Below are 26,743 nucleotides of genomic sequence, written 5' to 3' on the forward strand. Positions count from 1 at the left end.
CGATATGCGGGGATGGACACTACGGGGCTGAGCCACCGCCACTAGCGCTTGGGACACAGCTCACTTCCCGACCCAATCACTGATTGGCGTCCACGAGTCCATGGTGGTGCATCGCAGACCGCACGTTGCACAACCACTGTAGACACACAAACCATGGCGCACATCATATTTGGCTCAAAGCATGGCTCTGGGGCGCCGAAGCGTACGGGTAGTCGATGCCCTAACGCCCGCGGAGCTCCGTCGGACGTGTATGGCGAGGCGTTGCATCCTCGCGCAGGGCGATTCGCCGAGACGTCTTGAAACCGATGATAATTCGATTGGTGCATTACTGGACCGACCATGCGAGCTGAACCGTCGACCGTGGAAGACTCCCGTTTGTCAAGCCGGTCGAAATCTCTTCACGCCAATGTCGGTGTATTGAAGCTATATCTAAAACCTATGGAGGTTGTTGACAGTTGGGTCTTCCGATGAAAGCAAAATTCCCCATGTGACCACGAGCGCTCGAACGTCGGGCAAAACACAAACTCGCAGTGCTGCGTCACGTCGAGGAAATCAGTGGCAGCGTCGCCGCCACCTGCCGCTATTACGGCATCAGCCGGCAGTGCTACTACGTGTGGCGGCAACGGTTCGACGAAGAAGGAATCGGGGGCTGAACGATCGGTCGAGCATGCCGCACCATCAGCCCACCAAGACCGATCCGGAGGTGATCGAGAAGATCCACTGGCTTCGCCAGCCGTATCATTTCGGGCGTCAAAGGATCTCGATGTACCTCGCGCGTTATCACGACGTGACCATCAGCCCGTCCGGTGTCTGACGCATCCTTCACAAGCTCGGACTCAACCGGCTACCTGCATCGCAACGGTATAAACGCACGCAGACCCGGTGGAAACGCTACGAGAAACAACGCCCCGGCCATCAACTGCAAGTGGACGTGAAATTCATTGAACCACTTTGTCAAACCGGAAAGAAGAAGCGTTACCACCAGTACCCCGCAACCGACGACTGCACGCGATTGCGGGTCCTGCGCGCCTATCCGCGCAACGATCAGAAGGTCGCGATTCAGTTCATCGACCACGTTTTGTCGAAGCTGCCGTTCCAGGTCGAGAAAGCTCAAACGGACAACGGCCAGGAATACGGCTCGGCGTTCCACTGGCACCTCCTCGACATGGGCATCGGCCCCGTCAAGATCCGTCCCCGAGCCCCGCGCCTGAACGGCAAAGTCGAGCGCTCCCATCACATCGATTCCGACGAGTTCTACCGACTGCTCGAAGGTGAAGTCATCGATGATGCGAACCTCTTCGCCGAGCGGTTCCAATAAAGGGAAGACCACTACAACTACGTTCGACCCCACGGCGCCCTCTCGGGCCAAACACCCTACGAACGCCTCGAGCAAAAAGCACGAGACCCGCGGTCATAAGCCTCTTTCAGTTGCACAGCGCGCGTTGGGCTGACTGTTGAGTTAACTCTGCTGCATAGTCGCTACAAGGAACGGACGCCGCTGCCGGAGACGGTGCGGATTCGTGAATTGCAGTATTAACCACCGACATCAAGCGCTCTTGTTCACGTAGATTGCGGCACTCTCAACTCGTATACCCGTTTAGCCGAAGTTGCCGTGAGCAGTATCGGTTATTCCGCTTTCGTTTTCGGTAGGGACGGGAGGGAGCCCGATTCTCCCTTTTCGCGGGGTCAGCCTTAACTACCGCATCTCTCCTGCGCCGATGTACGGGTTTTCACTGGTAAGAGGGTCGTTTTCAGAAAACCTGGAGTATCGAAAATCGTGGGCATCCACATTAGGCATCGCACTAACGCCTTTGGTCACCAGGTCGGCTACTAGATGGCCCACCGCCGGAGCAATTTTAAAACCGTGACCAGAAAAACCGGTAGCTAAGAACAAACCCTCCACTGGCGCGGGTCCAATAATTGGATTAAAATCCGGCGTGACATCATATGCGCCGACGTAAGAACTTGTAATTCGGGGGTCAGGCATGTGCGGGATCCGGTGGGTCATCTTCTCTACAATTTTTTCGAAGGTACTATCATCAGCGCGATTCACGTAATTGTCTGGATCAATGAACTGAGGAGCCTGGTGATCGGAGTTCCCAACGAGTAACTCCCCATTCGGCTCCCGGCACAGATATGACAGCCCGGCAAGATCCGAAAGCACTGGAACAACCGGCGTAGGTTCGCCCTGGTCGATTAGGACCAACTGCGCGCGCTGAGCTCTGACATCAAGATCGAAGCCCAGTGGCTGTGTGAGTTCAGGAGCCCAGGGCCCTGTCGCGAGAATTACTGTGCCGGCTAGGATTTCGTCTCCATTGGCGAGGCGGACTCCGATAACACTACTATTTGTCCCCTGTAGCAATTCGGCGACCTTTGTGGACTGTCTGATCTTAACGCCTTCACGGCGGCCAGCCGCAGCATACGCCATCCCGGCCATATAAGCTTCACCCCGTCCACCCCGAGGCTCGTAGGCAAAGCCAGCGAAGTCGTCCAGGCGTAATCCAGGCCATAGTTCCGCCATCTTGTCGTGCCCAATAAGCTCGACATCGACACCGACGCCCTGCATCATAGCGACGTTTTTTCGGAGAGCATTGAGGTTTTTTTCTTCTACCCCGACCACATATCCGCACTGATTAAACGCCATGTCGTCGCCGAAAAGCTCGGTCGCCTGTTCAAAAACACCAACTCCATACCAAGCCATCGCGGCCAACGATTTATTCCCGTAATGCGCCCGGACGACGCCGCTTGACTTACCTGTCATTCCTGAACAGATGGTTTCCTTCTCAAGAACTAGGACGTCTGTCTCACCTCGAGCAGCCAGCGTCCATGCTATAGCCAAGCCTTCCAAGCCACCGCCAACGATTACATAGTTACACGTTCTATCCATATCTTTTAACCTTCCATGAGTGTTGCAAGGATTTAATCGCGCCCTGTCTACCTCGGCTAGGGCCGCGTACTGGGCTAAGATGCACAATTCGACTTATATATACGCTGCACGTTAGTGCATCAGCTTTTGCTGCGGAGAGCTTTATGGTCGCGATTTCGTAAGCCGATTGATTCCTGCACCTTAATCGGCGATCAGTGGCGTCGATTCTTTAACGGGCTTCCCCGGGCTTGTGAGGGCGTTCAGACTGCGGCCAAGTTCTGCAGCACATCAGCGAGGGCCGTCGCGCCAGCTGCGGCGTCCACGCCTTCCACATACTCCTCGGGGGCATGCGAAATTCCAGTCGGGTTACGAACGAACAGCATCGCCGTAGGTAGGTGTGCTGCGAGTACTCCAGCGTCATGACCTGCTCCGGTCGAGAGTATTGGGGCGTTGGGGAGGACACGCGAGATCTGGTGACGCAACGTTTCATCAAATGAGACAGTCGGCGATATGGATGTCTCGACCAGGGAAACGGCGCACCCCTCGTTTTCACCGGTCCTCCGAGCTGCATCGGTTATGTCGGCGACTAGAGAGGCCACGACCTCATCCGAATCGTGACGTACATCAAGCCAAACATCGACACGAGAAGCTATTGCATTCGTGCCCCCAGGGGTCGGGTCGATCTTGCCCACGGTGGCCCTGGCGCCTTTGTATGTCCGCCCGAGTTCACGAACGTCCAAAACCGTCTGCGCAGCGGAGATCATTGGATCACGGCGCCAGGCCATCGGGGTAGTGCCTGCATGGTTGCCCTGACCAATGAACGATAGACGCCAACGTCCGTGACCTATAATTGACGAACCAACTGCGATGGGTTGACCAAGGTCGACCAGGCCCCTCCCCTGCTCAACATGAAGTTCCACGAATTGAGCAATCGACGCGAGTCTTTCGGGATCGGGGCCGATATGGCGGGGATCGAGTCCGTTTGCTCGGGCAAGCTCTGCGTAGGTGCGGCCGTCGGAGTCGGAGAGAGCCCGGACGCGGTCAGGGTCTACGTCGCCCGTGAGTAACTGGGATCCTAGGCACGCTAAGAGGGCGTCCGGATACTCATGAGATTCGTGCAAGTCGTCGAGTCATGAGGCCGATCATGGCGATGTGCACCATGGCTTCGTGGTGGTCGGGTCTGGTTTCGTAGTCGCGGACGCAGCGGCGGTGCTTGTTGATCCAGGCGAAGGTCCGCTCGACGACCCAGACCCAGGGCCGGACGTGGAATCCGGTACTGCCGGGGATGCGTTTGATGATTTGAATCCGAAGGGCGACAACCTGGTTCGCCCAGCCGACCAGCCGACCGGGGTAACCTCCGTCGGCCCAGACCAGCCGGATCGTGGAAAATGCGTCACGCAGACGCGCCAGTAGCCGGAACGCGGCATCACGGTCCTGGATCGACGCGGCGGTAGCCACCACGGCCAGCAGCAGCCCGGTCACATCCACCGCGATGTGTCGCTTGCGCCCATTCGTACGTTTCCCGCCGTCCCATCCGCGACTGGATCGGGGCACCGTGTCGGCGGCGGGCAGGGTCTGCGAGTCGATAACCGCCGCGGTCGGGCATCGATCTCGTCCGGCCCGCACCCGCAGCCGGTCGCGCAGCGCGTCATGGATACGCCGCCACACCCCGGCTCGCACCCAGCGGGTGAACACGTCGTAGACAGTGGTCGGAGGCGGGAAGTCGGCAGGCAGTTGACGCCACGCGATCCCGCCCCGCACCAGGTACAGGATGGCATCCAGGATCATTCGGCGGCAATGCTTTTCGGGCCGTCCGCCGCGACCCGCCGCATTACCAGGCGGCGGCAGCAACGGTTCCAGCATCGTCCACTGCGCGTCGGTCAGCGACGAGGACGGATACACCGCGCACCGGTGCCAGCGTACCGCGTGGGGCGGGCACGACGAGCACTGCGGAATCAATGATGACGACATTGGTGGGCTCCTGGGTACGGGCAGCGAATCGACATCACTGACCTAATCAGGAGCCCACCACACCGCCCATCGCCATCGTGAGTTTCCGGACGCACTCTCACTGTCAGCCGGCGTTGGTCATCAGAGTTTTCTCGACCGCTGCTCACGTAAGTAAGTGTCCATTGGGTGTTCGGCTGTGGGTGTGGCGGCGAGGGGCCGGGCTGAGTGTTGCGCCCGGCCCCTCGTGTTCATTACGTGAGGTTGATTCGCTGCCACATCTGCGGCATGCGTACCGGGCTGGTTGACCGGCGCATTCGGCGCAGATCGGTGTCTGGATTTCGTTGGTGAACGCCAAGATTCGCTTATCTCTGCAGATCGGGCATGGTTGCGGGTTTCGGAGTATGCGGTTGTGGCAGGCGAAGCAGTGGGGCGTCGACCGGATATGGCTGGCGACTTTCTTCTCCTTGCCACATGCTGAGCAGGTGCTCGGTTTGCGTGGGTAGCAGCTCAGGCAAACGTCTTGTCCGTCGATCTTGGTGGCTGCGGTGACGTTCTTCCCACAAGCAGAGCAGGTGATTTGGGTGGCGCCTCGCGGTGAGCACCGTTGGCATAGTCGCCGGCCCTGACCGTCGGTTTCTGATGTCAGTTTTTTCATGCGCTGGCATGTAGGACACTCGCCATAGTGTTGCCGCTCGTAACAGCGGTAGCAAACGCGCCGTCCTTCCGGATCTCGGCGTCGCAGGACGCGGCGTTGGTGACAACTCGGACATGCAGGTAGGCCGATGGTGGTGACGCCTCGTCGGATCAACCGTGCAAGAAAGATTTGGGCTGCAATTGGTGTCTCGGGGTCAACCGATGCGAGATCGACATCAGAGCGGGAGAGATATCTGAGAAGTGTGGTGTGCCGCGTGGGGTCCACCCGGGCGATCTCCTCGGCCACTACGTGGTCTAGTGCCTGAATCTTCTTGATTGCAAGCAGTTTTGTGATGGCGTCGGTTAGATCTCGGCCGGTGCGGGTTGTCGTCATTTCCGGTGCTGTGGCCGGTTTATTCGCGCTCGCACTGGGCGGGCATCGCCGATGTCATCGATTGGGCCGCCGGTCCCAGTTCGGCGCGGTGTGTCCTGGACGGCCGCGGCGACGTGAATGAGGTCGTTGGGTTCGCAGTCGAAGATTGTGCATAACGCGGCGAAGACTTCCATATTCATTCGTTGCGGGGTCTGTGTGACCAGGCGGAAGACCTGTTCACGCGAAAGTGCGATGCCAGCGTCGCGCAGAGGTTCCAGAAGGTCAGTGGTTTGGAACATGCCGCGCTCGGCCATCAACGATCGCAGTCGCCAGTCAATTGTGGAGCGCATTGCTATCCGTCCTTGGTTGGGAAGTAGAAGCGATTGATTGCGTCGGAGACCACGCTGTTGCGGTAGTCGTCGCTGACGGAGGTGTAGATGGCGGTCGTTGAGGCGTAGGCGTGTCCGACCTGGATCTGAATGAACTGTTCGGAGTATCCGAATTCCACCAGGTGGGTCACATATGAGTGGCGCAGCGAGTGCGGCGTGAGATTTTCGTCGAGGCCCGCCTCGTCGCGCAACTCGGCGAAGCGCAGATTGAAGTACTTGCCACCCACCCGCGTCCCGCGTTCGGTCGGCCACAATGCGGGGCTCTCACCCGGGTGGAACTTCTCTCGTATCTCTTCGAGGTAGAAGTCCAAACCTTCGACGATCCAATCGAACTCGGGCAATGTCAGAACAGACCGGCGCTTCGGCGGTGTGCCGCGTGAAGCTTTGCCGTATCGCACATGGAGGAGACCGAAGCGACCGAACCGATCTGCCTTGGCGTTGGAACGTAGATCGGCAACGTCGAGTTGCAGTGCCTCGGTCCGCCTGAGCCCGTAGGCATAGATCGTCTTAAACAACTGTGCGTCGCGTAGTGCGGCGAGAGCCCCTTTACGTCCGCTGCTGCGTATGCGGTCTACGCGGGCATCGGCGACGTCGAAGAACTTCTCGAGCTCGTCGTAATCGAACGGCCGTCGCCCGGGTTTTCCTTCAAATGCTGCCAGATGCGCGATCGTGTTCCATTCGAAACAAATCTGGGTGGGGACTTCTCCGAACCGCTGGCGGCACTCGCTGACCCAGTTGTAGCGCTGGTCAGTCAGATACGCGCAGAACAGTCGCAACGTCACTTGATAGCCGCGCAGTGTCGAGTGTGAACGAGGCTTGTCACCCGAGAGCAGGCTCGTGGTGAAGTCCTCCAGATCTCCGGGCAGCCACTGCCAAGGGTAAGTGTCTGTGAAGTGCCGAAACCGCTGGATCTGCGATCTCCGGACCTCGACCGTAGCCTTCGCTAGGCCCCGACTTGCCTGCTGCTGCGAGAAGCCCTCGACCATCTCGTCGAATACAAAAGCTGGCTCATCGATGGGCACAATGCCGCGCCGCCGGAACTCCGCAATGACAGATTCAGAAGGCGTACTCACAGCAACAATGTTGCATCAAACGTAGACCCGTCCGCAAGAGTCCCGGACAGAAGATGGGCCGCATTCGTCGCGAATTCGTCTGTCTAGCAACAGTGCACCAACATCGTGAGTTAGGTATCTTCCATGAAGTGTCCTTGGCAGCGCTCGCGCTCACATTCGTGCCGGATCAGTGCAGGTCACCGCGATGTTGCATCTGATGGAATAGGTGGCGGTTCGTCCTGCACCCATTCCGAGACGGCAACTCCCGCACACAACGAGTCTTCTTCGACGAACTCCTCAAATCCTCCGGCTGGAGCATCGACTGGCAAAAAGTCCACGCCTCCGCAGTACAAGCAGCCCGCTACGTCGCCATGGAAGCAACCCACACACCGCTCCGCGATGTCCTCGCCGCCGGCGTACACCGCAACAACACCGAACCACCCACCCTCGCGGCCACACAAGACACAGCCATTCACCTCCAGGTAGCCGAGCACCACAAAGCGATGATCGAGCACCTCCGCAGCGGAAACCGCGCACCGTACAACCCCAACGAACTCAGCGACCTCATGCGCAGCCGCCTACTCGACTACCCGGCACAGCCACCGACAAGTTCACGGGAATCAGGGACGACCGGGCCGGAAACCCCGCGGACCCAGACACCGAAACGCGCCCACGACCTCGGCCGCGACTGAAAACTTCCAAACAAAAATCGGACTGACCAGAACAAATGTGGCGGTGAACTGCTCCTACTCGAATTTTTCGGCGTGATCGCTCAACAGCCGAGCAAGAGCCCGAACCGTTTTCGGGTCACTCACATCGCCGCAAGGAGCGCAACCGATCCGGGCTGTCGACGGCGGCTTAATAACGACCCTGTAGCCACGATCAATCGCCGCCTCCGCAGCCTGCAACTCTGCATACGCGGCAACAAGCTCAGCGCTGGGATTCTCCAAATGAACTCCGCTGCGCTACGTCCTGATGAAGAACATCTTTCTATTCTCCTTCGGGCCTTCCGATTCTCGTCGGCGGTGACCTGTGCGCAACCCCTGGCGGCGCAAGCGCCGGCCCCCTCATGCCGACACGATTCTCCTTTGCCAGAAGGCGAAAAAAATTGGCGAGGCACCAGGCCCGGTCACTGTCACAGCAAGGGGAACGACATGCAGAACATCCGTTTGAGGACCGCCACCGACGTCTTGGCCGCAATCCCGGCATTGCTCGGATTCGTTTCCCGCCGATTCCGTCGTGATGATCGCTCTCACCGGATCACCAGCCACCCTCGCGTTCGTCGCGCGCACCGATGTCATCGGTGCCCATGCGGCAGCCGACTACAGCACCGCACTCGAGCAAGCCGCAGCCGCGTCCGTTATCTGGGTTGTCGTCGGCACAGGTCTGGTAGCCGCCGCCGGCCTCGATCAGATCGAGGCTGGTTATGACAGGTTGGATTGGCCCCAGTTGAGCGGGTCGTGACAAGTTTGGTTGGCCCCACCTCGACGCGCCGGGCGTGTTGTGTCGGATTCGAGTGGCCCCACCCCATCGTTGGCTGTGACGCCAACGATCAGGAGGGCATGAGATGGGGTCCAGAGTGCAGCTGTTCGAGCAGATCCGCCGTGAATCTCGTGTCGAGGGGCTCTCGGTTCGTGCGCTAGCGAAACGTCACCACGTTCACCGCAGAACAGTGAGGCAAGCGCTGGCGTCGGCGATGCCGCCGGAGCCAGCTCCGAGAGTGTGGCAGTCCCGAAAGATCGATCCGTATGCGGCCGCTATCGACGGCATGCTGGCGGCCGATGTCGAGGCCCCGCGCAAGCAACGTCACACGGCCCGGCGAATTCTTGCCAGGTTGGCTGATGAGCATGGGGCGCAAGAGTTGTCGTATTCGACGGTGCGTGATTACGTGCGGGTCCGGCGAGCGCAGATCGACATCGAAGCCGGTCGGCGAATCGAAGTGTTCGTCCCGCAGGAACACGCTCCCGGAGCCGAAGCAGAAGTCGATTTCGGTGAAGTGTGGGTGATCTTGGCCGGGGTGAAAACCAAATGCCACATGTTCACCTTCCGCCTCTCATACTCGGGGAAAGCTGTGCACCGCGTGTACTCGACGCGAGGGCAGGAAACGTTCTTCGAAGGCCATATCGCGGCGTTCGAGGAGATCAGCGGTGCCGGCGACCCGTCACATCCGGTACGACAATTTGACCAGCGCAGTGCAGAAAGTGATCTACGGGTCTTCCCGAGGACGGGTGGAGAACCCGCGTTGGGTGCTGTTCCGTTCGCATTTCGGTTTCGACCCGTTCTACGGCCAACCCGGCATATCCGGAGCACACGAAAAGGGCGGCGTGGAGGGCGAGGTCGGCAGATTCCGCCGAAACAGATTGTCCCCGATGCCTGTTGTCGACTCCCTCGATGAGCTTGGGCGAGAAGATCCGCAGCTGGGACACTGCCGACGACGGCCGACGCATCAATGACCGGATCCGAACCGTCGGAGCTGATTTCACCGTCGAAGCACCGCTCCTGCGCCCTGTTCCTGGCGAAGGATTCGACCCCGGCCTGTCCTTGACTCCCAGAGTCGATCGGTCAGTATTGATCACGGCGCGGATGGCGAAATACTTTGTCCCAGCACGTTTCATCGGTAGGCGAGTGCGAGTATCACTGCGCGCATCGGAGGTGGTGGTCTTCGAGAGACGGACGGTGATCGCCCGTCACGAGCGTGTCATCACCCAAGGCGGTCAAGGGCTGGAACTCGATCACTACCTCGAAGTGCTGGCCACCAAACCCGGCGCCCTGCCCGGGGCGAGCGCTTTGGCCGCTGCCCGCAGGAACGGAACATTCACCTCGAGTCATGACGCATTCTGGGCTGCGGCCAGAAAAACTGACGGTGATGCCGGCGGAACCCGCCAACTCATTGATGTTCTACTCCTGCACCGCACCATGAACGCCGATGACGTGATCGCCGGCATCGACGCAGCGCTGACCGTCGGCGCGGTCACCGCCGACGTCGTCGCGGTCGAAGCCCGCCGACACGCATCATCGAATACCAACACGGGTGGGTCCGGTTCAGCTCGTCATCTCGTTGCTCGCCGCGACGGCCGTGAGCAACGCGTTGTCAGCCTGACCAGGCGCCGTCTCGCCGATCCGGCAGCGATCATCGCAGGCCTGCCGGCCAATTTCCGGCCCGCGCCGACGGTGGATCACTACGACCAACTACTGCGATTACCCGAACGCCGAGGCCCCGCCCAACCTGCCGCCCGAGCCGAGTGAAAGAAAGGCATGAACATGGTTCGTCCCACCGCCGTAATGTCCACCACCTTGCGTCGCAGAGGTTTGACCGAGGAAGCCGCCACCGCTGCCGTCGATCAAGCCTGCCGGAGACTTCGGCTTCCCACCATGCGTGCCGTCGTCGCCGTCGTCGCCGTCGGCGCCGACGCCGACGCCGCCACCGCAGCCCGCAAAGACCAACTCTCCTACTACGGATTCCTCGCGGAACTTCTGCTCTCCGAATGCGACGACCGCGACCGCAGAAGTGTGGTGCGGCGGATCAGAGGAGCGGGGTTCCCACGCGAAAAATGGCTGGCCAAATTCGATTTCGATGCCAACCCCAACATCAACCCCGCCACCATCGGTGCCCTCGCCACCGGCGACTGGATCCGCAAAGGGCAACCCTTGTGTTTGATCGGGGACTCCGGAACCGGGAAATCGCATCTACTCATCGGGCTCGGCGCCGCAGCAGCCGAACACGGTTACCGAGTCAAATACGTCCTCGCGACCCGACTGGTGAACGAACTCGTCGAAGCTGCCGACGAGAAACAACTCGCCCGCACGATCGCCCGTTACGGCCGAGTGGATCTACTTTGCTGGACGAACTCGGTTACATGGAACTCGACAAGCGAGGTGCTGAGCTGCTCTTCCAGGTGTTGACCGAACGGGAGGAGAAGAATTCCGTCGCGATCGCTTCAAACGAGTCCTTCTCCGGTTGGACGAAAACGTTCACCGATCCGAGGCTTTGTGCGGCGATCGTGGATCGGCTCACGTTCGGCGGCAACATCATCGAAACCGGCACCGATTCCTACCGGCTCGCTCATACCCGAGCTCAGCAATCCGCCTGATCCCATCCGCAAGGTGGGTCCGGATCAAGCCGCCCCACTGGACCTGAATGAGATTGACATATTCAACTGGAGAACATCGCGGAGAAATGCCTCGGACTCGTTGGCGGCTTCAACGCCCGATAGTCACACCCGGGTAGTGGATTTCGACGCGCTGTCGGCGATAAGTACCGCGGTGTGCAGAGAGGTGCGCGATTCCGGGTCGTCGAGCGAAAGTCCTAGGAGTCGCTCGATCATTGCAAGTCGGGTGTACAAGGTGGGCCTAGAAATGTTGAGAGACTTGGCGAGTTCTGTTTTGTTGCCGCCGAGTTCGAGGAAATTTCGGAGAAGTTCGTATGCTCCGTCGTTACTTCGTGCTCGGTGTTCGAGTAGTCCGTGAAGCTCGGCTTCGGCGAAAGCTTGGACACGCGGATCGGTTCGGATCAGTGCCAAGAGTCCTCTGAGTCGAATATCTCTGTTTCGGTGGAATATTCTTCCTGATGGCGGCATCGCAAGTGCGACGCCGGCGATGTGCGCGGCTTCGTCCAGGCCACGGGCCGCCTCAACAATTCTGGTCGATTCGGGCCCGACCCCGACCGCGCACCCTCGGATTCCGTCGATACGAGCAAGAGCTGAGCGGATTTCCGAGCTGACTGCGTGTAGTACAGCACTGTCGGACATCGTCGTTGGCTGTGGGAGTAGTAGATCGAACCGGTCGGTGTGTGGGGTTGCGACTAGCGCGGTTTGCCGAGCAGTGCGGACCGCATGCCGAATAGCGTCGAAAACGAGTACTTGGCGTTGAGCGAGAGCATGGTCGGTACCACTGCTTTCCTCTATGCGGATGGTTATCGGAAGGTAACTCAACCCGGGATTCAGGCCAAGAGCCTTCGCGCGTGCGATTGCGTCGGATTCGTTGGAGAGTCGTCCCCGACGAAGCTCGTTCAGCAGCCCACTTTGCGCTTGCTGTTCGAGGGCGCTACGGTTCTGTTCGATCATTTGATGAAGCGCGAGCGCTTGCGCGGCGCGTTCTAGCGTCATTTGCGCGCGTTCTGCAGATTCCACTTGCACCGGTGCGACGAGCCTGCCCCACTCCTGCCGCGGCGGCCCTACTGGAGTGGTCAACCAGGACTGGGGCCCCCCGACTGTCGTGGTTTGTGTTACGGGTGTCAAGCGCGATCGACGTTCCCAATCGGCGAGAAGTGTCACTGCGGGATGCCCTTTGGGTGCGAAAGCGAGAACTTGGCGATTGAGGTCTTCGAGAGCGAGAGGGGTGTTCAGCATGTCGGCAGCCGCTTCTATGATCTCGGCGAGGGTTGCGCGGTGCATGCTCAAGGAAGTGAAGATTTCGTGAATGCTCCGAGCGAACGTGACTTCGCTGTACTGCTCTGCGACGATCGACCGGTGCACCTCCTCGGTGAGTTCCACGAACCGTATCTTTCGGTGCAGCGCGACTAGCGGTAACTGCAGTCTGTCGGCCTCCCTGCCAATCCGTCGTGGGAGACTCTTGACATGATTGTGTAGTTCCACAATGATCCCGACAGCCCCAGCTTCGGCGATCCCGTTGAGGTATCGGAGCGGGTTGTCTGCGAGTGGTAGACCTGTCGTGAGGACCAATTCTCCTCCGGAAAGCAAGTCGGACAGATCCTCAAGGTCGCTGACGTGAACCCACCGAACAGACTTGTCCAGTGTTCCACCTCCGACAACTTCTGGCCGTCCGGCTTGAACAATTGGAAGTGCGAGGATTTCCGCAATCGTCGGCTGCATCTACTTAGTGTAAAGAAGCCGTTCAACAGTTTTACATTCCGTAGCGGGTGTTTGCTGTCTTTCCGAAGCAGAGTGAGTGTGTCGCACTACTCGAGCGTGCAGTTCCACGCGTAACAATTGATGAAGGGATCCCAATATGCCCGAGGTCGAAGAGATTCGGACGATTCCACACTGGGTCGATAACAAGCCGTTCGTGGGAGCTGGTGGAACCACTTCGCCTGTGACGAATCCGGCGAGCGGTGTGATCACCGGACACGTGGCGTTGGCAAATGTCGAGGAGTCACGCCAGGTGATCAATGCTGCCGCGGCGGCGTTCCCGGCATGGCGGGATGCTTCACTCGCCAAGAGAACAACGATTCTGTTCAAGTTCCGCGAACTGCTCAACGAGCGCAAGCTCGAGCTTGCAGAAATCATCACTTCTGAGCACGGCAAGGTAGTTTCCGATGCACTCGGCGAGGTCTCTCGTGGTCAAGAAGTAGTTGAGTTTGCTTGTGGAATTGCGCATCTCCTCAAGGGTGGTACGACAGAAAATGCTTCAACGAATGTCGATGTTCATTCGGTTCGGCAGCCACTCGGACCTGTCGCGATCATCTCACCTTTCAACTTTCCTGCGATGGTCCCGATGTGGTTCTTCCCGATCGCGATAGCTGCGGGCAACACCGTGGTGCTGAAGCCATCGGAGAAGAACCCGTCTGCTGCAATCTGGGTCGCAGAACTGTGGGCCGAGGCCGGATTGCCTGCGGGAGTCTTCAACGTTCTTCAGGGCGACAAGACTGCCGTTGACGAACTGTTGACAAATCCTGCGGTCAAGGCTGTCAGTTTCGTCGGTTCGACCCCCATCGCCGAGTACGTGTATGCGACCGGCACTGCTCATGGCAAGCGTGTTCAGGCGCTTGGTGGCGCGAAGAATCATGCAATTGTGCTGCCGGATGCCGATCTGGATCTCGCGGCAGATGCAATGGTGAACGCCGGCTTCGGATCAGCTGGTGAACGTTGCATGGCAATATCCGTGATTGTCGCAGTTGGCAACATCGCCGACGAGCTCGTGCAGAAGATCAAAGAACGCACACTGACTCTCAAAACTGGTGATGGAACGCGTGATTCCGACATGGGTCCACTCGTGACGAAGGCGCATCGAGACAAGGTTGCTTCGTATGTCGACGCGGGCGAACGTGACGGCGTAACAATCGTGGTAGACGGACGCACCGTACAACCCGATGGCGAAGCAAACGGTTTCTGGCTCGGCCCGACTCTGATCGACAACGTGACCACCGACATGTCGGTGTACACCGACGAGATCTTTGGCCCCGTCCTCTCTGTTCTTCGAGTCGATTCCTACGAAGAGGCACTTGACCTCATCAACGCTGGCCCGTTCGGAAACGGTACTGCGATCTTCACCAATGACGGCGGCGCCGCACGACGATTCCAGAACGAGGTGGAGGTCGGCATGATCGGCATCAACGTTCCGATCCCAGTGCCCACGGCCTACTACTCGTTCGGCGGTTGGAAGTCTTCACTCTTCGGCGATACCCACGCCCACGGCATCGAAGGTGTCCACTTCTTCACCCGAGGAAAGGTCGTCACCAGCCGCTGGCTTGATCCTAGCCATGGCGGCATCAACCTCGGCTTCCCGCAGAACAACTGAGCAGGAAGGACATTCGGATCATGACATCTTCAGTTGCCCCCAGAGCACTTCCCAGTGGCCAATTGTTTGACGACGCCCGCGTACAAGGTGAGCGGGCGTATGAGTTGGATCGGGCTCACATATTTCATTCGTGGTCTGCACAGGCACAGCTCACTCCGATGACCATTCTGGCTGCAGAAGGTTCGTACGTGTGGGACGGTGCCGGGAGGTGCTTGCTCGATTTCTCCTCCCAGCTGGTCAACACCAACATCGGGCACCAACACCCGACGGTGATCGCGGCTATTCAAAATCAAGCGTCAAAGCTGTGTACCATCGCACCGCAATATGTGAACGATGCTCGCTCGGAGGCCGCTCGGCTCATTGCAGAGCGGACCCCTGGTGATTTGAACAGAGTGTTCTTCACCAACGGCGGCGCTGACGCCAACGAGCATGCCGTACGAATGGCGCGTCTACATACAGGCCGTTACAAGGTCCTCTCTCGATACCGCTCTTATCACGGCGGAACTGATACCGCGATCAATCTCACCGGAGATCCCCGGCGCTGGCCAAACGACTACGGAAACAGTGGCATCGTCCATTTTCACGGCCCATTTCTGTATCGGTCTCAGTTCCACGCAGAGGACGAGCATCAGGAAGCCGAACGCGCTCTCGCATCTCTTGATCAGCTGATCCGTCTCGAGGGTCCGAGTACGATCGCGGCGATCGTTCTCGAATCGGTGCCAGGAACTGCAGGGATCATGGTTCCACCGGCCGGCTACATGGCCGGTGTTCGCGAAATCTGTGACCGGTACGGCATCATCCTCATCGCTGACGAGGTAATGGCAGGATTCGGTCGCACCGGGAAATGGTTCGCGATAGATCACTTCGATGTAGTCCCCGACTTGATCACCTTCGCGAAAGGCGTCAACTCCGGGTACGTTCCGCTCGGCGGTATCGCAATTAGCGACAAAATTGCTGCGACGTTCGCTGACCGGCCCTACCCCGGCGGCCTGACCTATTCCGGTCATCCATTGGCGACTGCGGCCGCAGTGGCAACGATCAGCGCGATGGAGGACGAGGGCATAATCGAAAACGCAGCGCGCATCGGTGCTGAAGTTCTCGGGCCAGGATTGCGGGAACTCGCTCAGCGACATCCGTCGATCGGCGAAGTTCGCGGGGTCGGAGTGTTCTGGGCGATCGAACTGGTCTCTGACCGCGAAACCCGTGAACCGCTCGCCCCGTATGGTACGTCAAGTACTGCAATGAACGAAACTATCGCTGCTGCGAAGGCAGGCGGTCTTCTACCGTTCGCGAACTTCAATCGCATCCACGCGGTACCGCCCTGCACGGTTACCCCAGCGGAAGCTCGTGAAGGGCTGGCAATTCTCGACGCGGCGCTCGACGTCGCAGACTCGCACATGTCTCGCTGAGAAACTGTCCTCCCTGTGGTCAATGGCGCCCGCAGGGAGGGCTCCTTCCATTCGTGCAACTTCAGACAAAAATTCCTGATATCTCAACGAAGAGAATCGAAATGAGATCGTACGGCAGTCGGGTGTTCCGAATGCTTCGGCACCAATAGAAGACCGTTGTGCACTGACTCCGAGTGCGCAAAACTGTTGCTCGACAGTGCATGTTCGGCAAGCACCACACCACCGATAGGATCGACGATCATAAACTGGCTGTCGACCCGAGTAACTATTTCCGTAATACCATGAGCCACAACGGATCCGGATATCGGGATTCGGCGAGTCGGGTGGTCCCCCGCACTCTTTCCAGCACACACGCCACGCGTTGCTCCCGGCCCAGTTGCGCACGAGCAGCACTGCGCTGACCAGTTTTCAAAGTCAACTTGACGCGTTCCTGATTGTCAGAGGCGTGCTGTCTCCGACAAATTGAATTCCACCATCTGCGCCCGTTGGAAACATCAGGACTGTACACGCGCTGCTTTCTCTTCCTGAGTTGGCATCGAACCGTGGCATTCACTTACGAGGAGTCGCCCCTCCGCCGTCAGAACACATGCTCATCGGATCCGACACGGTTAGAGCCTGACCTCGAGCCCTGGACCATGCTCGCGGAACCGCGCGGGCTTCGTCAGTGAGTGTCTGCAGGTCGCAGTCCAGTTCAGCGGCTGCACTGGCCAGCGCCATTTCTATGTAGTACTCGGAAGTCCACCCTGGAGCTTCATTGACCATCTGGATAGCCATCCCAGCCATCAGCGCGGCAAGCCGTTCAGCAACGGCGTCGGCGGATGCGCCGGCAAACTCTCCATTGAGCTGCCCGTGCCGCACCACCTCCGTGACAGTGGCGATCCAGCGATCGTTGAACTCGCGGTGTGTCGGGAGCATATCGGGATGTCGGCGGGCATACACCCACAGGTCCATCCACAGAATCCATTCGCTTTCGCTCGAACGCACCACCAACCAGGCCATGCGTTCGACCCCTGTCTCGAGCGCACCGAGTTCAGGACCGACAGTGTCGTAGTACGCGTCTTCGGCAAAATTGATCGCCGCTCTGAACAAAGCATGCTTGGTGCCGAAGTAGTAGATGACACCCGCAGCGCTGGTTCCCGCTCGCTCAGCCACGTCTTGTACTCGGACGCTCCACAGGCCGCGTTCGCGCAGTACCTCGACGGCGCTCGCGAGGATCTGGGGGCGACGCAACTTAGCTCCCGGCCGGACCGGTGTCGTGTCGTCCATTCAGGCGGCAGCGGGCTCATGCTGAGCATGTCCTGCGGATCGCTGGGTTTCGATGAGAGTGCGCACGGTCCTCATTGCGGGTACGACTGCGTCTGACGAATAGGTTGTCCCGACAGTCGTGCCCACCGTGCATTGACGTCGGCTCGTCTGCTTCGGAGCCGATATTCCTCGAGGAACGTCCACACCCACCGATCGACAGGTATCAGCTTCCCCCCGGCGGATGACCGCTGATCCATTTCCCGCCATGTTCAAGACAACCCTCCGCACTGATGATTTAAAACCGCCATTCAAGTGTGGTTTTATCCAGTTCCATGTGGCATGTCAAGCCCCCACGGGCTCTGACGAGCGTAGGCGAACCGCAGCGGCACCTGCTACGCATCTCATCATCTGCTGGTTCGACAGCGAGCCCGGGGGTGAAGTCCAGTACAGCACAGTGTCGAGTCGATTGGTTCCGAGCCGTTGTCGTGCTACTTGAGGTGCAGATCGACAACGGCTCGGAGCAATCTGGACACACGGTCCGTCAGCGGCCAGCGATCACATTGGCGACTCGCGCTGGCCAGGCCGTTTGAGCACTACCGGACCGCCCCTCGATGTGATCTGCGAGCGCGTATGCCTTGTAGAGCCCGTTCGCTCCCAACCACCGAAGCGGTTCAGGCTCCCATCGACGCGGAGCCGGCCGAACCCATGACAGCGAGGTCAACTCCGAGTGCTTCTGAGTGACCAGGTCGGCGACCGTGCGTCCGGTAACGTACGAGGCGGTAAGCCCTTGGCCCGCGTAGCCGCCGACCCGAGTCACACCAACTGTCGTTCGTCGATCAATGAATGGCGACCAGTCTCTGGTTACCCCAAGCACTCCGCACCAGGCATGGACTGGATTTACATTGATCTGGGGGAAAAGGTCTGACAGCGCGTCGGTAAGTGCCTGCACGGTCGCCGGGTCAACCTGGCCATCTCGATCGAAGCCAGAGGCGAATCGATACGGCCTCCCACGCCCACCGATCGCGATACGCCCGTCGGAGGTGCGCTGCGCATAGAAGAAGGTGTGGCTCGCGCCACCGAGTCCTTCAGCCTCCCTCCCAGCCGATTTTCGCCCACTGGTCCTTGGTCAGCTTTTCCGTGACGAGCATGGCGCTGTTCATCGGAAGTAGCTGCCGACTTTGACCGCGTTCCCACCGCGAGTAGCCCTCGGTAGCGATTACGATCTCCCTCGCCGCGCGGACCTGAAATCCGTTGACACGCAATTGTCCGGGGGATACGTCGTCAACCCGGGATCCAGTGTAGATCTCGACCCCGATTTCGAGTGCAAGATCTGCAAGCCTCAAGAGCATCTTGATGGGATCGACGCGGTAGTTGTCGGGAGAGTAGAGCGCTCCCCGAACACCATCGACAGCGACCCTGGAGTGAGCTTCGCCTGCACTGAGCAAGCGCAGTCTTTCGGAGGGCACGTCCCACGCGCGGCTCTTCGCCAAGTACGTCTCGAGTCTGGCAAGTTCGCTCGGAGTTCGAGCGACCTCCATCCAACCGCCGTGCTTGGCGTCGATCTGGTCAGCTCCGAGAACATCGACCACTTCGTGGATCGACCGCGCGAGGATGCGGTCGGCCGCGATTACGCCGGTGCGTCCAGCAACTCCGCTCGCCAAGACCGGCCGCATCCCGACGGGTTTGGCAGACAACCATCCTCCGTGCCGTCCTGAAGCTCCGAAGCCTAGGTCCTCTGCTTCGAAGACAGCGACCTTGAGGTTCGGGTCATTGCATACCAGTGACCAGGCCGTCCAGAGACCGGTCAGCCCCCCTCCGACGATGGCAACGTCAACGCTCAGGTCGCCGTTGACTGCCGGTAACACCGGTCGCGGTATTTCCGGGCGTGATCTCCAGTACGAGACTCGGCCGTTCTGGAGTGTCATCGGGTTTCCCCCGCAAGATCGGGCACCTGCGCGATTGCAAGGCGACCTGGCGTCAGTGACTGCGGCAGGACGACCCTGCTCGGTACTATGCTATGGACCGAGCAGGCACCTGAAGTCGACCAAGCTCTTGTCAGAGGTACGACGTAGCTCGTACACCCGGCTGTGTTCCCGGTGAAGGCTAGACCTTCCCCCGCTCGTGCGATCTTGTGTGGCATGAGGCTCCTCATCGGCAAGTGCGACAACCCGATCTGCGTCCGGGTTACGAAGGTATGGCCAACTCTCCCTCGTCCGAGCGCTCTCGGAAAGCCGTCAGTGTGAATGAAATCGGGTGATTCCCGAACGATCTGTCACCTGACGGCACAGTTCGGTGCACGTATCGTTTCGAGAGGATTGTCCGGCCGGCACGTCGGCTCCGTCCAGCGATTGGCGCCGGCCCTCAGAACCCGCGAAGGCTCCTGCCAAGGCACAGGCAGGAGGAGTCGCGACGGCTCTGCAGCCTTGTCTACAGATTTGTCGACCTCGCGTTGGTCAATGTTCAGCTGACCACGCCGCGTACGTCCCTCTCGATCAGATCCAACGCAATCAGCGCAACATGCAGGTCGAGCCTGCACACTGGATCCGTCAAGTCTTTCCCCAACACACGCGATAGCTTGCCGGCACGCGCATACGCCGTTTGCCGACTCAAATCAAGATGCTTGGCGAACGTCGCAATGACTCCGTTGGAATCAATGTAAGCGCGTAGACTTTTCAGTAGCATCTTGCGATCATCACCCGATTCCTTCCTCAAAACGGGTGCAAGTTGCTCGTCCGCGAAGCTCAGGAGCCTACTGTCAGATCTCAGATTCCAGAGCAATCCACGAATTCCGATGTCGCCATACCTCCATACACGGCGAGTCGATAAACATAAGCCCGCGTTGACAACATCAGATATGTACGCAGCTTCCACGAGGGCGTCCGGGACACCATTCAAGTTCGCGGATTGTGCACAACCCACAGCGCGCACGAACTCAGGGGGCAATGCGGCAACTATCCGTTCCAACGATTGTTGGTCATTTCCATCCGTTGCTACGTTCGGCATGATCACGGCTAAGTGGTCATTGGTAACCCTGCCAACAACTGCAGCGAGTCCTAGTCGATGAGTAGCGGCGGAGATGCTACTCATCAGATGCTCCGCGTCCTGTGGACATGTAGCGAGCATGAGCACTCCGTAGGCTGCTGAAGGGTTCAACCCGAGCGCCCGAGCACGCGTGAGAAGACTCTCGCCAGGGATTTGCGGCGAACGGAACAGGTCGGCGAGTATTTTCTCCTGCGCGTCCTGTGTGGGAGTTGCGTTGCGCGAATTGGCTAGTCGCAGTAGGGTTAGAGTGTCACTTGCGTGAGCAAGTACCATGGCCACGCGCTCATCACCCGTTTTTCGTGCAGCAACAATCAGCCTGCCCCACCGATTGTGTCGACGTCCGATCGGTGCCACTTCCCAGCCCCGTGGGCCGTCGCCGCTCGTGACTCCGGGAGTTTGCCGCGATCTCGACATCCAATCTCGAAGCACCTCTTCAGGGTTGCCACCTGCAATACACAAGGCGCGGTGACCGAGATCTTCCAGTACGACCGGAAGTGTCAGCAGCGCAGCCGCTTCCGTAACAACTTGCTCCACTGTCGCACCACTCACGGCCAGCCCACGGAAGACCTGAGCTACCCGCTCGGTGAATTTGAGGCGCGCATAGTGTTGGTTCAGGATGATTCCGTGGACCGCCTCGGTGACGTCGATGAATCGGACGCTCTGACGCAACTCGATCAATGGAAACGAGATCGCTCGGGCATGCTGAACCAGCGCCTGCGGCAGAGCCTGCACGTGCTGACCTATCTCGATCATCAATCCGGCGGCTCCAGCAGACTTGAGCATCGAGATGTACTCGACCAGGTTCGTGGTCGGATCGCTCGCCGGAACCCCTATCGACAGGATCAACTCTCCGCCTGAGAGGCTCCCTGCCGGATTCTGCTGCTCGTTGACATGGACCCAACGTATGCGCGTGTCCAATGCAGCCCTACCCGAGCGGACCCGCGGAAGGCCCCGCGCGACGGATGGGATTTCGAGTATTTCGGCTATCGTCGGGTACATAACATCACTCAATGCTGCATTAGGGTCGCTGCCGCAGATCCTCAACGGTTTCTGGATGTGCTGCACCAACTGGTTACCGACTCTGGACGGCTGTCGACGTTTGAATAGTGCTCGATCGAGGTACATGCCCGCACAACCGATCATGGAAACGCCTGGCTTCATCAGGCAGGGCCAGGAACGATCGAGTCTGTTCAATGAAGGGGTGGCCTCGGCCTCGCCGAGTACTTCGACCACTTCAAGGGCCCGAACCTATATGGCACCCGTTTATCTTCTGCCGCAGCGTAATTCGTTTTTTTGTGGGGGTTTTGTGCGTCAGATGAAGCCGTCCATACCGTCGATCTTGTTCATCATGCGCCGGTATGCCATACCCGTTGCGTCTGGGACCTTGATGTGCAACTCTTCACGCAGATCGAGAGGGACCCGTTCCGGACGCTGGCTCTCAACGATCAACCGGTCCTGATCAGCGACGAGTTCACCGAGCTGCCCGGCGAACTCACTGTCGTCCATGTCGAGGTGATGGTTACGTCCGACGTGCATGTACACGATGCAACTCTTGTCGTCGAGAGGGGTGTGGAGTTGGCTGACGACAGTCACTCCGTCTTCGGTGACGCTTCGTGCGTCCCACTCGAGCGACTGGTCGAGAGAGCCGACCAGATGCTTGGTGATGAACATCGTGAACGGCGAGTGGAAGACGTATTCGCGCTGCACGACCGAGTCGTTGTATGTGTACGACATGTTGAAACCGTCGATCTTGACGTCAAACGGTGTGATGACCTCGTCGATGAGCTCGAGGTAGCCAGCGTGGGCGTGGTTGAAGTGCGAGAAGTCCAGAGCACCCTCGCAAGCACGACCGGCGGATCCGTGCCACACCTTCTTGTGGGCCAGGTAGGTGCGGAATCCGGGGTCGTCGTAGCTGTCGAGCGGCCACTGGGGGATCGGCTCGACCGGATCCTCGAGTGCGACCCATACCAGTCCGTAGCGTTCCTGGGCTCGATAGGTGAGGGTTTTTGCCTTACGCGGAATCGTCGTTCCCTCGGGCAACGACGGAATTCGCGCACAAGCGCCCGTCCGGTCGTACTGCCACCCGTGGTAGGCGCAGGTGATCCGGCCGTCGTTGACGCTACCCAACGAGAGTGCAGCACCGCGGTGGATGCACAGGTCGTTCATCACGACCACTCCGTCGGCGTCACGGTAGGCGACGAGTTGTTCTCCCAGCAGCTTGAAGGGTCGGGGCTGGTCGATCACTTCGTCGGAGGTACCGATCGGGTGCCAGAAGTTGGTCAACTTCGGCCGGGGCATGGTTTCTACGTCCATAATCTTTCCTTCGGTGATGCTGTCAGACTGATTCACAGGGATCCCTAGGACACTTCAGATCTACGTGACACGATTTAAACGCCGGTTTTAAATGGTCATTCAATTCCGTGATGCTAACCCTGCCGAGTGCGGGCGCGCAAGAGGCGGCTAGATGCGCCCGTACGTAAGTCAGTGGACGCTGCCAGCGACAGGCTTCGGTGTATCGGCGAGCAGTTGTACGGCGTAATCAGTCTGTGGGTTGTCCAGAACCTGCTGCCCTTGCTCAACCACGATTCCGTCCCGGAGGATGACAACGTCGTCAGCAAGGCTCCGCACGATTGCCAGGTTGTGGGTGATCAGCACGATGGTAAGTCCGCGGTCGCGCTTGAGTTTGTCCAGCAGTTCAACGATCGCGGCCTGCACCGACACATCGAGCGCCGAGGTAGCTTCGTCGCAGACCAGGAGTTTCGGCTCGACCACGAGAGCGCGAGCGATTGCAACCCGTTGCCGCTCACCTCCGGACAATTGGTCTGGATAGTAGCTCATGTACTTCTCACTGAGTGCTGCATCTTCGAGTGCTGCCACCACTCGGCGGTGACGCTCGTCCCGGGAAAAGTCGAACAACTGACGCAGTGGCTGCTCCACTAACTGGCCAATGGTCTTACGGGGGTTGAGCGACGTGTACGGATTCTGGAACACGTACTGGATCGAGCGGACCGCAGCGTGCGAGCGACGGCGACGATCGGAGGGGATCGCCTCCCCCTCGAATTCGATCGTCCCCAACCAATCTGAGTGCAACCCGACGAGACAACGGGAGAGAGTCGTCTTTCCGGCACCTGACTGCCCAACGATGGCAACGCAACGGCGCGGATGGATGTCTATCGAAACCTTGTGCAGTACAGGCTTGTCCGCATAAACGGCATCGAGCGCCTCGATGCGTAGCAAGGGCCGCTCGGCTTCGATCAGAGGAAGATGCTCACGAAGCGGTAGCTCGCCGAGCAAAGGCCGCTGCGCCACGTGGTGCGCGTGGATGCACCGCGTCCAGTGCCCGTCACCGACCTTGTCGGCCACAGGGAACTCGGTACGACAGGTGTCAGTAGCGAAGTGACAGCGCGGCCCGAAGAAGCATCCCTTCGGTCGAGATCCGGGACGGGGAGGCTGACCCGGCACACCCTCGAGAACATGAGCCCTGGTCTGCGATGGAATAGCGCGGAGAAGACCGCGGGTGTACGGGTGGGCGGGGGCCTGGAACACACGTTCAGCTGGCCCCAGTTCGATCAGCCGCCCGGCGTACATCACGCCGATCGTGGTGGCGATGTCGGCCACCACAGCGAGATCATGGCTCACATACACTGCGCCCACACCGTAGGTCTGGCAGAGACGCCGCATCGAGTCGAGCACGTGACGTTGAGTGGTGACGTCAAGCCCAGTAGTCGGTTCGTCGAGGACGATTAGCTTTGGACGACACGCGAACGCCATTGCAAGCATGACGCGCTGCTGCTGGCCACCTGAAAGCTGGTGAGGGTAGGACCCGAGAACTCGGCTGACGGAGTCGAGTCGAACATCGGCAAGGAGTTCATCGATTCGGTCGTCGATTGTGGTGTCACCGAGACTGTCCGGGTGGGCCACAAAGATCTCGCGAAGCTGAGTCCCTATCTTCAGGACTGGGTTGAGCGCGCTGGTCGGGTCCTGCGCGACGTATGCCACCGACTCTCCGCGCAGGCGCCGAAGAACAGACGGTCGCTGTCCGATCAGTTCCTGACCGTCGAGGGACACGCTCCCCCCCGCGATCTCAAGGCCTCTGCGCGAATAGCCCATCAACGCATGGGCCACGGTGGTCTTGCCAGAACCGGATTCACCCACGAGGCCCAACACTTCGCCGGCGGCGACAGTGAACGAAACGTCGTCGACGACGTCACTGCTCGTCCCGGCAGTCACAACCCTGAGGTGATCAACCGTGAGGAGACACTGGGAATCGTGAACTGCGGTCCTCGTCATAACAGTCATGCTTTCCTTTGAGTTCATAATTTGCCGTCGTCCAGAACGATGCCCGATGTCATGGCAAGTTCTTCGGCTGGCCGATTGACACCGAGCGAGGCCCGTGCAATCGCATCGGTGAACGTGCTCAGGCCGATCGTGACCAGCGCAACTAGCGCAACCGGAACAACCACTGCCCAGGGGTTCACCAGCAGTCCGATTCGATTCTCATCGATCATCAAACCCCAATTGGCCTCTGGCGGTTGGATTCCGAATCCGAGGAAACTCAATCCCGCGATGATCATGATCGAATAGGTGAACCGAAGGCCGATATCGACCATCACCACCGAGACCAAATTCGGGATGACCTCACCAATAATCACCTTCGGGGTCGGAACATCCATGAGCTCGACGGCCTTGACGAAGTTGCGCTCGCACACGTCAATAGAAACCGACCGAATAACCCGAGCAACCTGAGCGGCGTGTGAAATACCGACGGCGACGACGATCAGCCAGACCTCTGGGCCAATCAGACTGACCAGCAGGAGACCGAAAACGAGCTGTGGAAAAGCCAAGAATACGTCGACAACTCGCATGATCAGGCCATCTGTGGCGCGACCGTAGTACGCCGCAGTGACGCCTAAGGCGACTCCGAGTGCCATACCGAATGTGGTCGCAGCGCCGGCGATGATAAGAAGCTTCCAACCGCCAGCCAGAACGCGGCTGAAGACGTCTCGGCCGAGCCCGTCAGCGCCGAGTGGGTGTGCCCACGACGGAGAGGCAAAGGCCTCGGTCACCGTCGTAATCGGCGAGTACGGGGCCACCCACGGACCCACGAACGCAATCAGGAACACGATGCCTGCGATAGTCAAGCCGATCGCGCCTCGTCGACTCCGTGCCGCGCGTCCGACAATCACCAGCCATTCCGGACGGAAGACTCGAGTCGTGCTTGACATCATCGCGCTGCCACCTTTCTTCGCGTGCGTGCTCACCGGACTGCCCTGCTGCGGGGGCTCGCGAGCAGTGCCACCAGGTCGGTTGCAATGTTCACGAAGACGTAGAACACAGCTAGTAATAGGACAATGAACTGGATTGTCGGGATGTCGCGGTTGGAAACTGCATCGACCAGCAGCGCTCCGATACCCGGGTAGTTGAATACGTACTCGACGACCACGATCCCGCCCGCCAAGTAGAGGAGGTTCAGTCCGATCACTTGGATTACCGAGGGAAGAGAGTTCGGGAACGCATGGACCAACAGAATTCGCCAACGAGGAATGCCCTTGAGTTCCGCCATCTCGGCATAGTCGCTCTCGATCGCTTCGATCATCGCACCTCGTACCATCCGGAAGATGTAGGGGAAGAGCACGAGCGTCAATGTCGCCACCGGCAGCACCAGCATGCTCACATTGCTGAACGGGGAATCCCCGGGCGGAATCGCAGACACCGCAGGGAACCAGTGGAACACGTTGACCGAGAACACGATGACCAAAGCGATTGCGACCACGAACTCAGGCAGTGCTGTAACGACAAAGGCAATTACCGAGAGGATGTGGTCGAACCACGAGTCGCGACGCGCTGCGGCGATGAGTCCAAGAGCTGAGGCGAACAGGGTACCGACCACTCCAGCGACGACCACCAGCGCGGCCGAGTTTCCGAGTCGCGATGCGACCAGCGTGGAGACTGGCTGCCCGTTGGAGAGCGACGTGCCGAAGTCACCATGGAGGACTCCACCAACCCAACTGACGTACTGACCGATCATCGGGTGGTTCAAGTCCATCTCGCGTTCGAGCGCCGCCACGCGCTCTGGTGTGGCGGACTGGCCGAGCACCGCATAGGCCGCATTGCCAGGAAGCGCCTTCGTGGCCAAAAAGATCACGACAGAGACCGCGAAGATGGTGATCAGCCCAAGGGCAGTTCGGACCAGGATCATCCAGGCGATCGGGTGTCGGCGACGGTAGGGAGCACGGCTCGAGCTCGGACCTGCATCCGGCGTGGTGGCCGCTGGCTCGGTAGTTGTGGAGATGCTCATCGACACTGCC

Annotated in this window: 18 protein-coding genes and 5 pseudogenes; 8 read left to right on the top strand and 15 right to left on the bottom strand. The window is 59.4% G+C overall.

Features of this window, described 5'->3' with window-relative positions; translation table 11 throughout:
• Window positions 1-521 precede the first annotated feature (521 nt).
• Both ABH922_RS25900 and ABH922_RS25905 read left to right on the top strand, forming a co-directional pair.
• Window positions 522-653, top strand: a pseudogene (locus ABH922_RS25900) (helix-turn-helix domain-containing protein); the annotation flags it as partial.
• Window positions 654-657: 4 nt separating this feature from the next.
• Window positions 658-1,417 (top strand): annotated as a pseudogene (locus tag ABH922_RS25905) (integrase core domain-containing protein); the annotation flags it as partial.
• 279 nt (window positions 1,418-1,696) lie between these two features.
• Here ABH922_RS25905 and ABH922_RS25910 read toward each other — a convergent pair.
• The 5 genes from ABH922_RS25910 to ABH922_RS25930 form a co-directional block, all read right to left on the bottom strand.
• Window positions 1,697-2,887 (bottom strand): NAD(P)/FAD-dependent oxidoreductase, encoded by a 1,191-nt coding sequence (locus ABH922_RS25910; RefSeq protein ID WP_424809911.1) that lies wholly within the window; start codon window positions 2,885-2,887, stop codon window positions 1,697-1,699.
• Between the two features lie 239 nt (window positions 2,888-3,126).
• The gene (locus ABH922_RS25915) at window positions 3,127-3,987 is read right to left on the bottom strand and encodes an allantoate amidohydrolase (RefSeq protein ID WP_424809912.1); all 861 of its coding nucleotides are present in this window, start codon (window positions 3,985-3,987) and stop codon (window positions 3,127-3,129) included.
• The gene (locus ABH922_RS25920; protein WP_424809913.1) at window positions 3,971-4,837 is read right to left on the bottom strand and encodes an IS5 family transposase; all 867 of its coding nucleotides are present in this window, start codon (window positions 4,835-4,837) and stop codon (window positions 3,971-3,973) included. Before ABH922_RS25920 ends, ABH922_RS25915 begins: the two co-directional genes overlap by 17 nt.
• A 1,002-nt stretch (window positions 4,838-5,839) precedes the next feature.
• Window positions 5,840-6,172: a helix-turn-helix domain-containing protein gene (locus tag ABH922_RS25925; protein WP_424809822.1), complete on the bottom strand. Its 333-nt coding sequence runs from the start codon at window positions 6,170-6,172 to the stop codon at window positions 5,840-5,842.
• Window positions 6,173-6,174: 2 nt separating this feature from the next.
• Window positions 6,175-7,284, bottom strand: coding sequence for a tyrosine-type recombinase/integrase (locus ABH922_RS25930; protein ID WP_424809823.1), 1,110 nt, complete (start codon window positions 7,282-7,284; stop codon window positions 6,175-6,177).
• A gap of 350 nt (window positions 7,285-7,634) precedes the next feature.
• Between ABH922_RS25930 and ABH922_RS25935 the strand changes: the two genes are divergently transcribed.
• From ABH922_RS25935 to istB, 4 genes and pseudogenes are all read left to right on the top strand, one after another.
• On the top strand, window positions 7,635-7,955 hold the full coding sequence (locus ABH922_RS25935; protein WP_424809824.1) for a hypothetical protein: 321 nt from the start codon (window positions 7,635-7,637) through the stop codon (window positions 7,953-7,955).
• 547 nt (window positions 7,956-8,502) lie between these two features.
• Complete coding sequence (locus tag ABH922_RS25940; RefSeq protein WP_424809914.1) at window positions 8,503-8,727, top strand: hypothetical protein; 225 nt, start codon at window positions 8,503-8,505, stop codon at window positions 8,725-8,727.
• 103 nt (window positions 8,728-8,830) lie between these two features.
• Window positions 8,831-10,509: pseudogene (istA, locus tag ABH922_RS25945) on the top strand (IS21 family transposase).
• A gap of 36 nt (window positions 10,510-10,545) precedes the next feature.
• A pseudogene (gene istB / locus ABH922_RS25950) lies at window positions 10,546-11,354 on the top strand (IS21-like element helper ATPase IstB).
• Between the two features lie 123 nt (window positions 11,355-11,477).
• Here istB and ABH922_RS25955 read toward each other — a convergent pair.
• Window positions 11,478-13,094, bottom strand: coding sequence for a PucR family transcriptional regulator (locus tag ABH922_RS25955; RefSeq protein WP_424809915.1), 1,617 nt, complete (start codon window positions 13,092-13,094; stop codon window positions 11,478-11,480).
• A gap of 136 nt (window positions 13,095-13,230) precedes the next feature.
• Between ABH922_RS25955 and ABH922_RS25960 the strand changes: the two genes are divergently transcribed.
• The gene (locus ABH922_RS25960; RefSeq protein ID WP_424809916.1) at window positions 13,231-14,739 is read left to right on the top strand and encodes a CoA-acylating methylmalonate-semialdehyde dehydrogenase; all 1,509 of its coding nucleotides are present in this window, start codon (window positions 13,231-13,233) and stop codon (window positions 14,737-14,739) included.
• A 20-nt stretch (window positions 14,740-14,759) separates the two neighbouring features.
• Window positions 14,760-16,148 (top strand): aspartate aminotransferase family protein, encoded by a 1,389-nt coding sequence (locus ABH922_RS25965; RefSeq protein ID WP_424809917.1) that lies wholly within the window; start codon window positions 14,760-14,762, stop codon window positions 16,146-16,148.
• A gap of 549 nt (window positions 16,149-16,697) precedes the next feature.
• Here ABH922_RS25965 and ABH922_RS25970 read toward each other — a convergent pair.
• The 9 genes and pseudogenes from ABH922_RS25970 to ABH922_RS26010 all read right to left on the bottom strand — a co-directional run bounded on the left by ABH922_RS25970 (window position 16,698) and on the right by ABH922_RS26010 (window position 26,733).
• The gene (locus ABH922_RS25970; RefSeq protein ID WP_424809918.1) at window positions 16,698-17,378 is read right to left on the bottom strand and encodes a TetR/AcrR family transcriptional regulator; all 681 of its coding nucleotides are present in this window, start codon (window positions 17,376-17,378) and stop codon (window positions 16,698-16,700) included.
• A gap of 556 nt (window positions 17,379-17,934) precedes the next feature.
• Window positions 17,935-18,420 carry an FAD-dependent oxidoreductase gene (locus tag ABH922_RS25975; protein WP_424810318.1) on the bottom strand — a complete coding sequence of 162 codons (486 nt, stop codon included), beginning with the start codon at window positions 18,418-18,420 and terminating at the stop codon, window positions 17,935-17,937.
• Window positions 18,421-18,478: 58 nt separating this feature from the next.
• The gene (locus ABH922_RS25980) at window positions 18,479-19,318 is read right to left on the bottom strand and encodes an NAD(P)/FAD-dependent oxidoreductase (RefSeq protein ID WP_424809919.1); all 840 of its coding nucleotides are present in this window, start codon (window positions 19,316-19,318) and stop codon (window positions 18,479-18,481) included.
• A 535-nt stretch (window positions 19,319-19,853) separates the two neighbouring features.
• The gene (locus ABH922_RS25985; RefSeq protein ID WP_424809920.1) at window positions 19,854-21,596 is read right to left on the bottom strand and encodes a PucR family transcriptional regulator; all 1,743 of its coding nucleotides are present in this window, start codon (window positions 21,594-21,596) and stop codon (window positions 19,854-19,856) included.
• Between the two features lie 150 nt (window positions 21,597-21,746).
• Window positions 21,747-22,748, bottom strand: a complete 1,002-nt coding sequence (locus tag ABH922_RS25990) for a Rieske 2Fe-2S domain-containing protein (protein ID WP_424809921.1) — start codon at window positions 22,746-22,748, stop codon at window positions 21,747-21,749.
• 168 nt (window positions 22,749-22,916) lie between these two features.
• Window positions 22,917-23,798: an ABC transporter ATP-binding protein gene (locus ABH922_RS25995; RefSeq protein ID WP_424810319.1), complete on the bottom strand. Its 882-nt coding sequence runs from the start codon at window positions 23,796-23,798 to the stop codon at window positions 22,917-22,919.
• Between the two features lie 3 nt (window positions 23,799-23,801).
• Window positions 23,802-24,752: pseudogene (locus ABH922_RS26000) on the bottom strand (ABC transporter ATP-binding protein); the annotation flags it as partial.
• Window positions 24,749-25,663 carry an ABC transporter permease gene (locus tag ABH922_RS26005; RefSeq protein WP_424809922.1) on the bottom strand — a complete coding sequence of 305 codons (915 nt, stop codon included), beginning with the start codon at window positions 25,661-25,663 and terminating at the stop codon, window positions 24,749-24,751. The gene ABH922_RS26005 and the pseudogene ABH922_RS26000, both read right to left, overlap by 4 nt.
• A 29-nt stretch (window positions 25,664-25,692) precedes the next feature.
• Window positions 25,693-26,733 carry an ABC transporter permease gene (locus tag ABH922_RS26010; protein WP_424809923.1) on the bottom strand — a complete coding sequence of 347 codons (1,041 nt, stop codon included), beginning with the start codon at window positions 26,731-26,733 and terminating at the stop codon, window positions 25,693-25,695.
• Window positions 26,734-26,743 lie beyond the last annotated feature (10 nt).

The sequence above is a fragment of the Rhodococcus sp. 27YEA15 genome, assembly GCF_049739425.1.
Classification (GTDB): domain Bacteria; phylum Actinomycetota; class Actinomycetes; order Mycobacteriales; family Mycobacteriaceae; genus Rhodococcus_F.

Bases quoted from the DNA above. Each gene is read 5' to 3' on its own strand.
- ABH922_RS25955 (WP_424809915.1), bottom strand. From the start codon at position 13,094: ATGCAGCCGACGATTGCGGAAATCCTCGCACTTCCAATTGTTCAAGCC.
- ABH922_RS25920 (WP_424809913.1), bottom strand. From the start codon at position 4,837: ATGTCGTCATCATTGATTCCGCAGTGCTCGTCGTGCCCGCCCCACGCG.
- ABH922_RS25985 (WP_424809920.1), bottom strand. From the start codon at position 21,596: ATGAAGCCAGGCGTTTCCATGATCGGTTGTGCGGGCATGTACCTCGAT.
- ABH922_RS25965 (WP_424809917.1), top strand. From the start codon at position 14,760: ATGACATCTTCAGTTGCCCCCAGAGCACTTCCCAGTGGCCAATTGTTT.
- ABH922_RS25980 (WP_424809919.1), bottom strand. From the start codon at position 19,318: ATGACACTCCAGAACGGCCGAGTCTCGTACTGGAGATCACGCCCGGAA.
- ABH922_RS26010 (WP_424809923.1), bottom strand. From the start codon at position 26,733: ATGAGCATCTCCACAACTACCGAGCCAGCGGCCACCACGCCGGATGCA.
- ABH922_RS25910 (WP_424809911.1), bottom strand. From the start codon at position 2,887: ATGGATAGAACGTGTAACTATGTAATCGTTGGCGGTGGCTTGGAAGGC.
- ABH922_RS25960 (WP_424809916.1), top strand. From the start codon at position 13,231: ATGCCCGAGGTCGAAGAGATTCGGACGATTCCACACTGGGTCGATAAC.
- ABH922_RS25990 (WP_424809921.1), bottom strand. From the start codon at position 22,748: ATGGACGTAGAAACCATGCCCCGGCCGAAGTTGACCAACTTCTGGCAC.
- ABH922_RS25935 (WP_424809824.1), top strand. From the start codon at position 7,635: ATGGAAGCAACCCACACACCGCTCCGCGATGTCCTCGCCGCCGGCGTA.
- ABH922_RS26005 (WP_424809922.1), bottom strand. From the start codon at position 25,663: ATGATGTCAAGCACGACTCGAGTCTTCCGTCCGGAATGGCTGGTGATT.
- ABH922_RS25925 (WP_424809822.1), bottom strand. From the start codon at position 6,172: ATGCGCTCCACAATTGACTGGCGACTGCGATCGTTGATGGCCGAGCGC.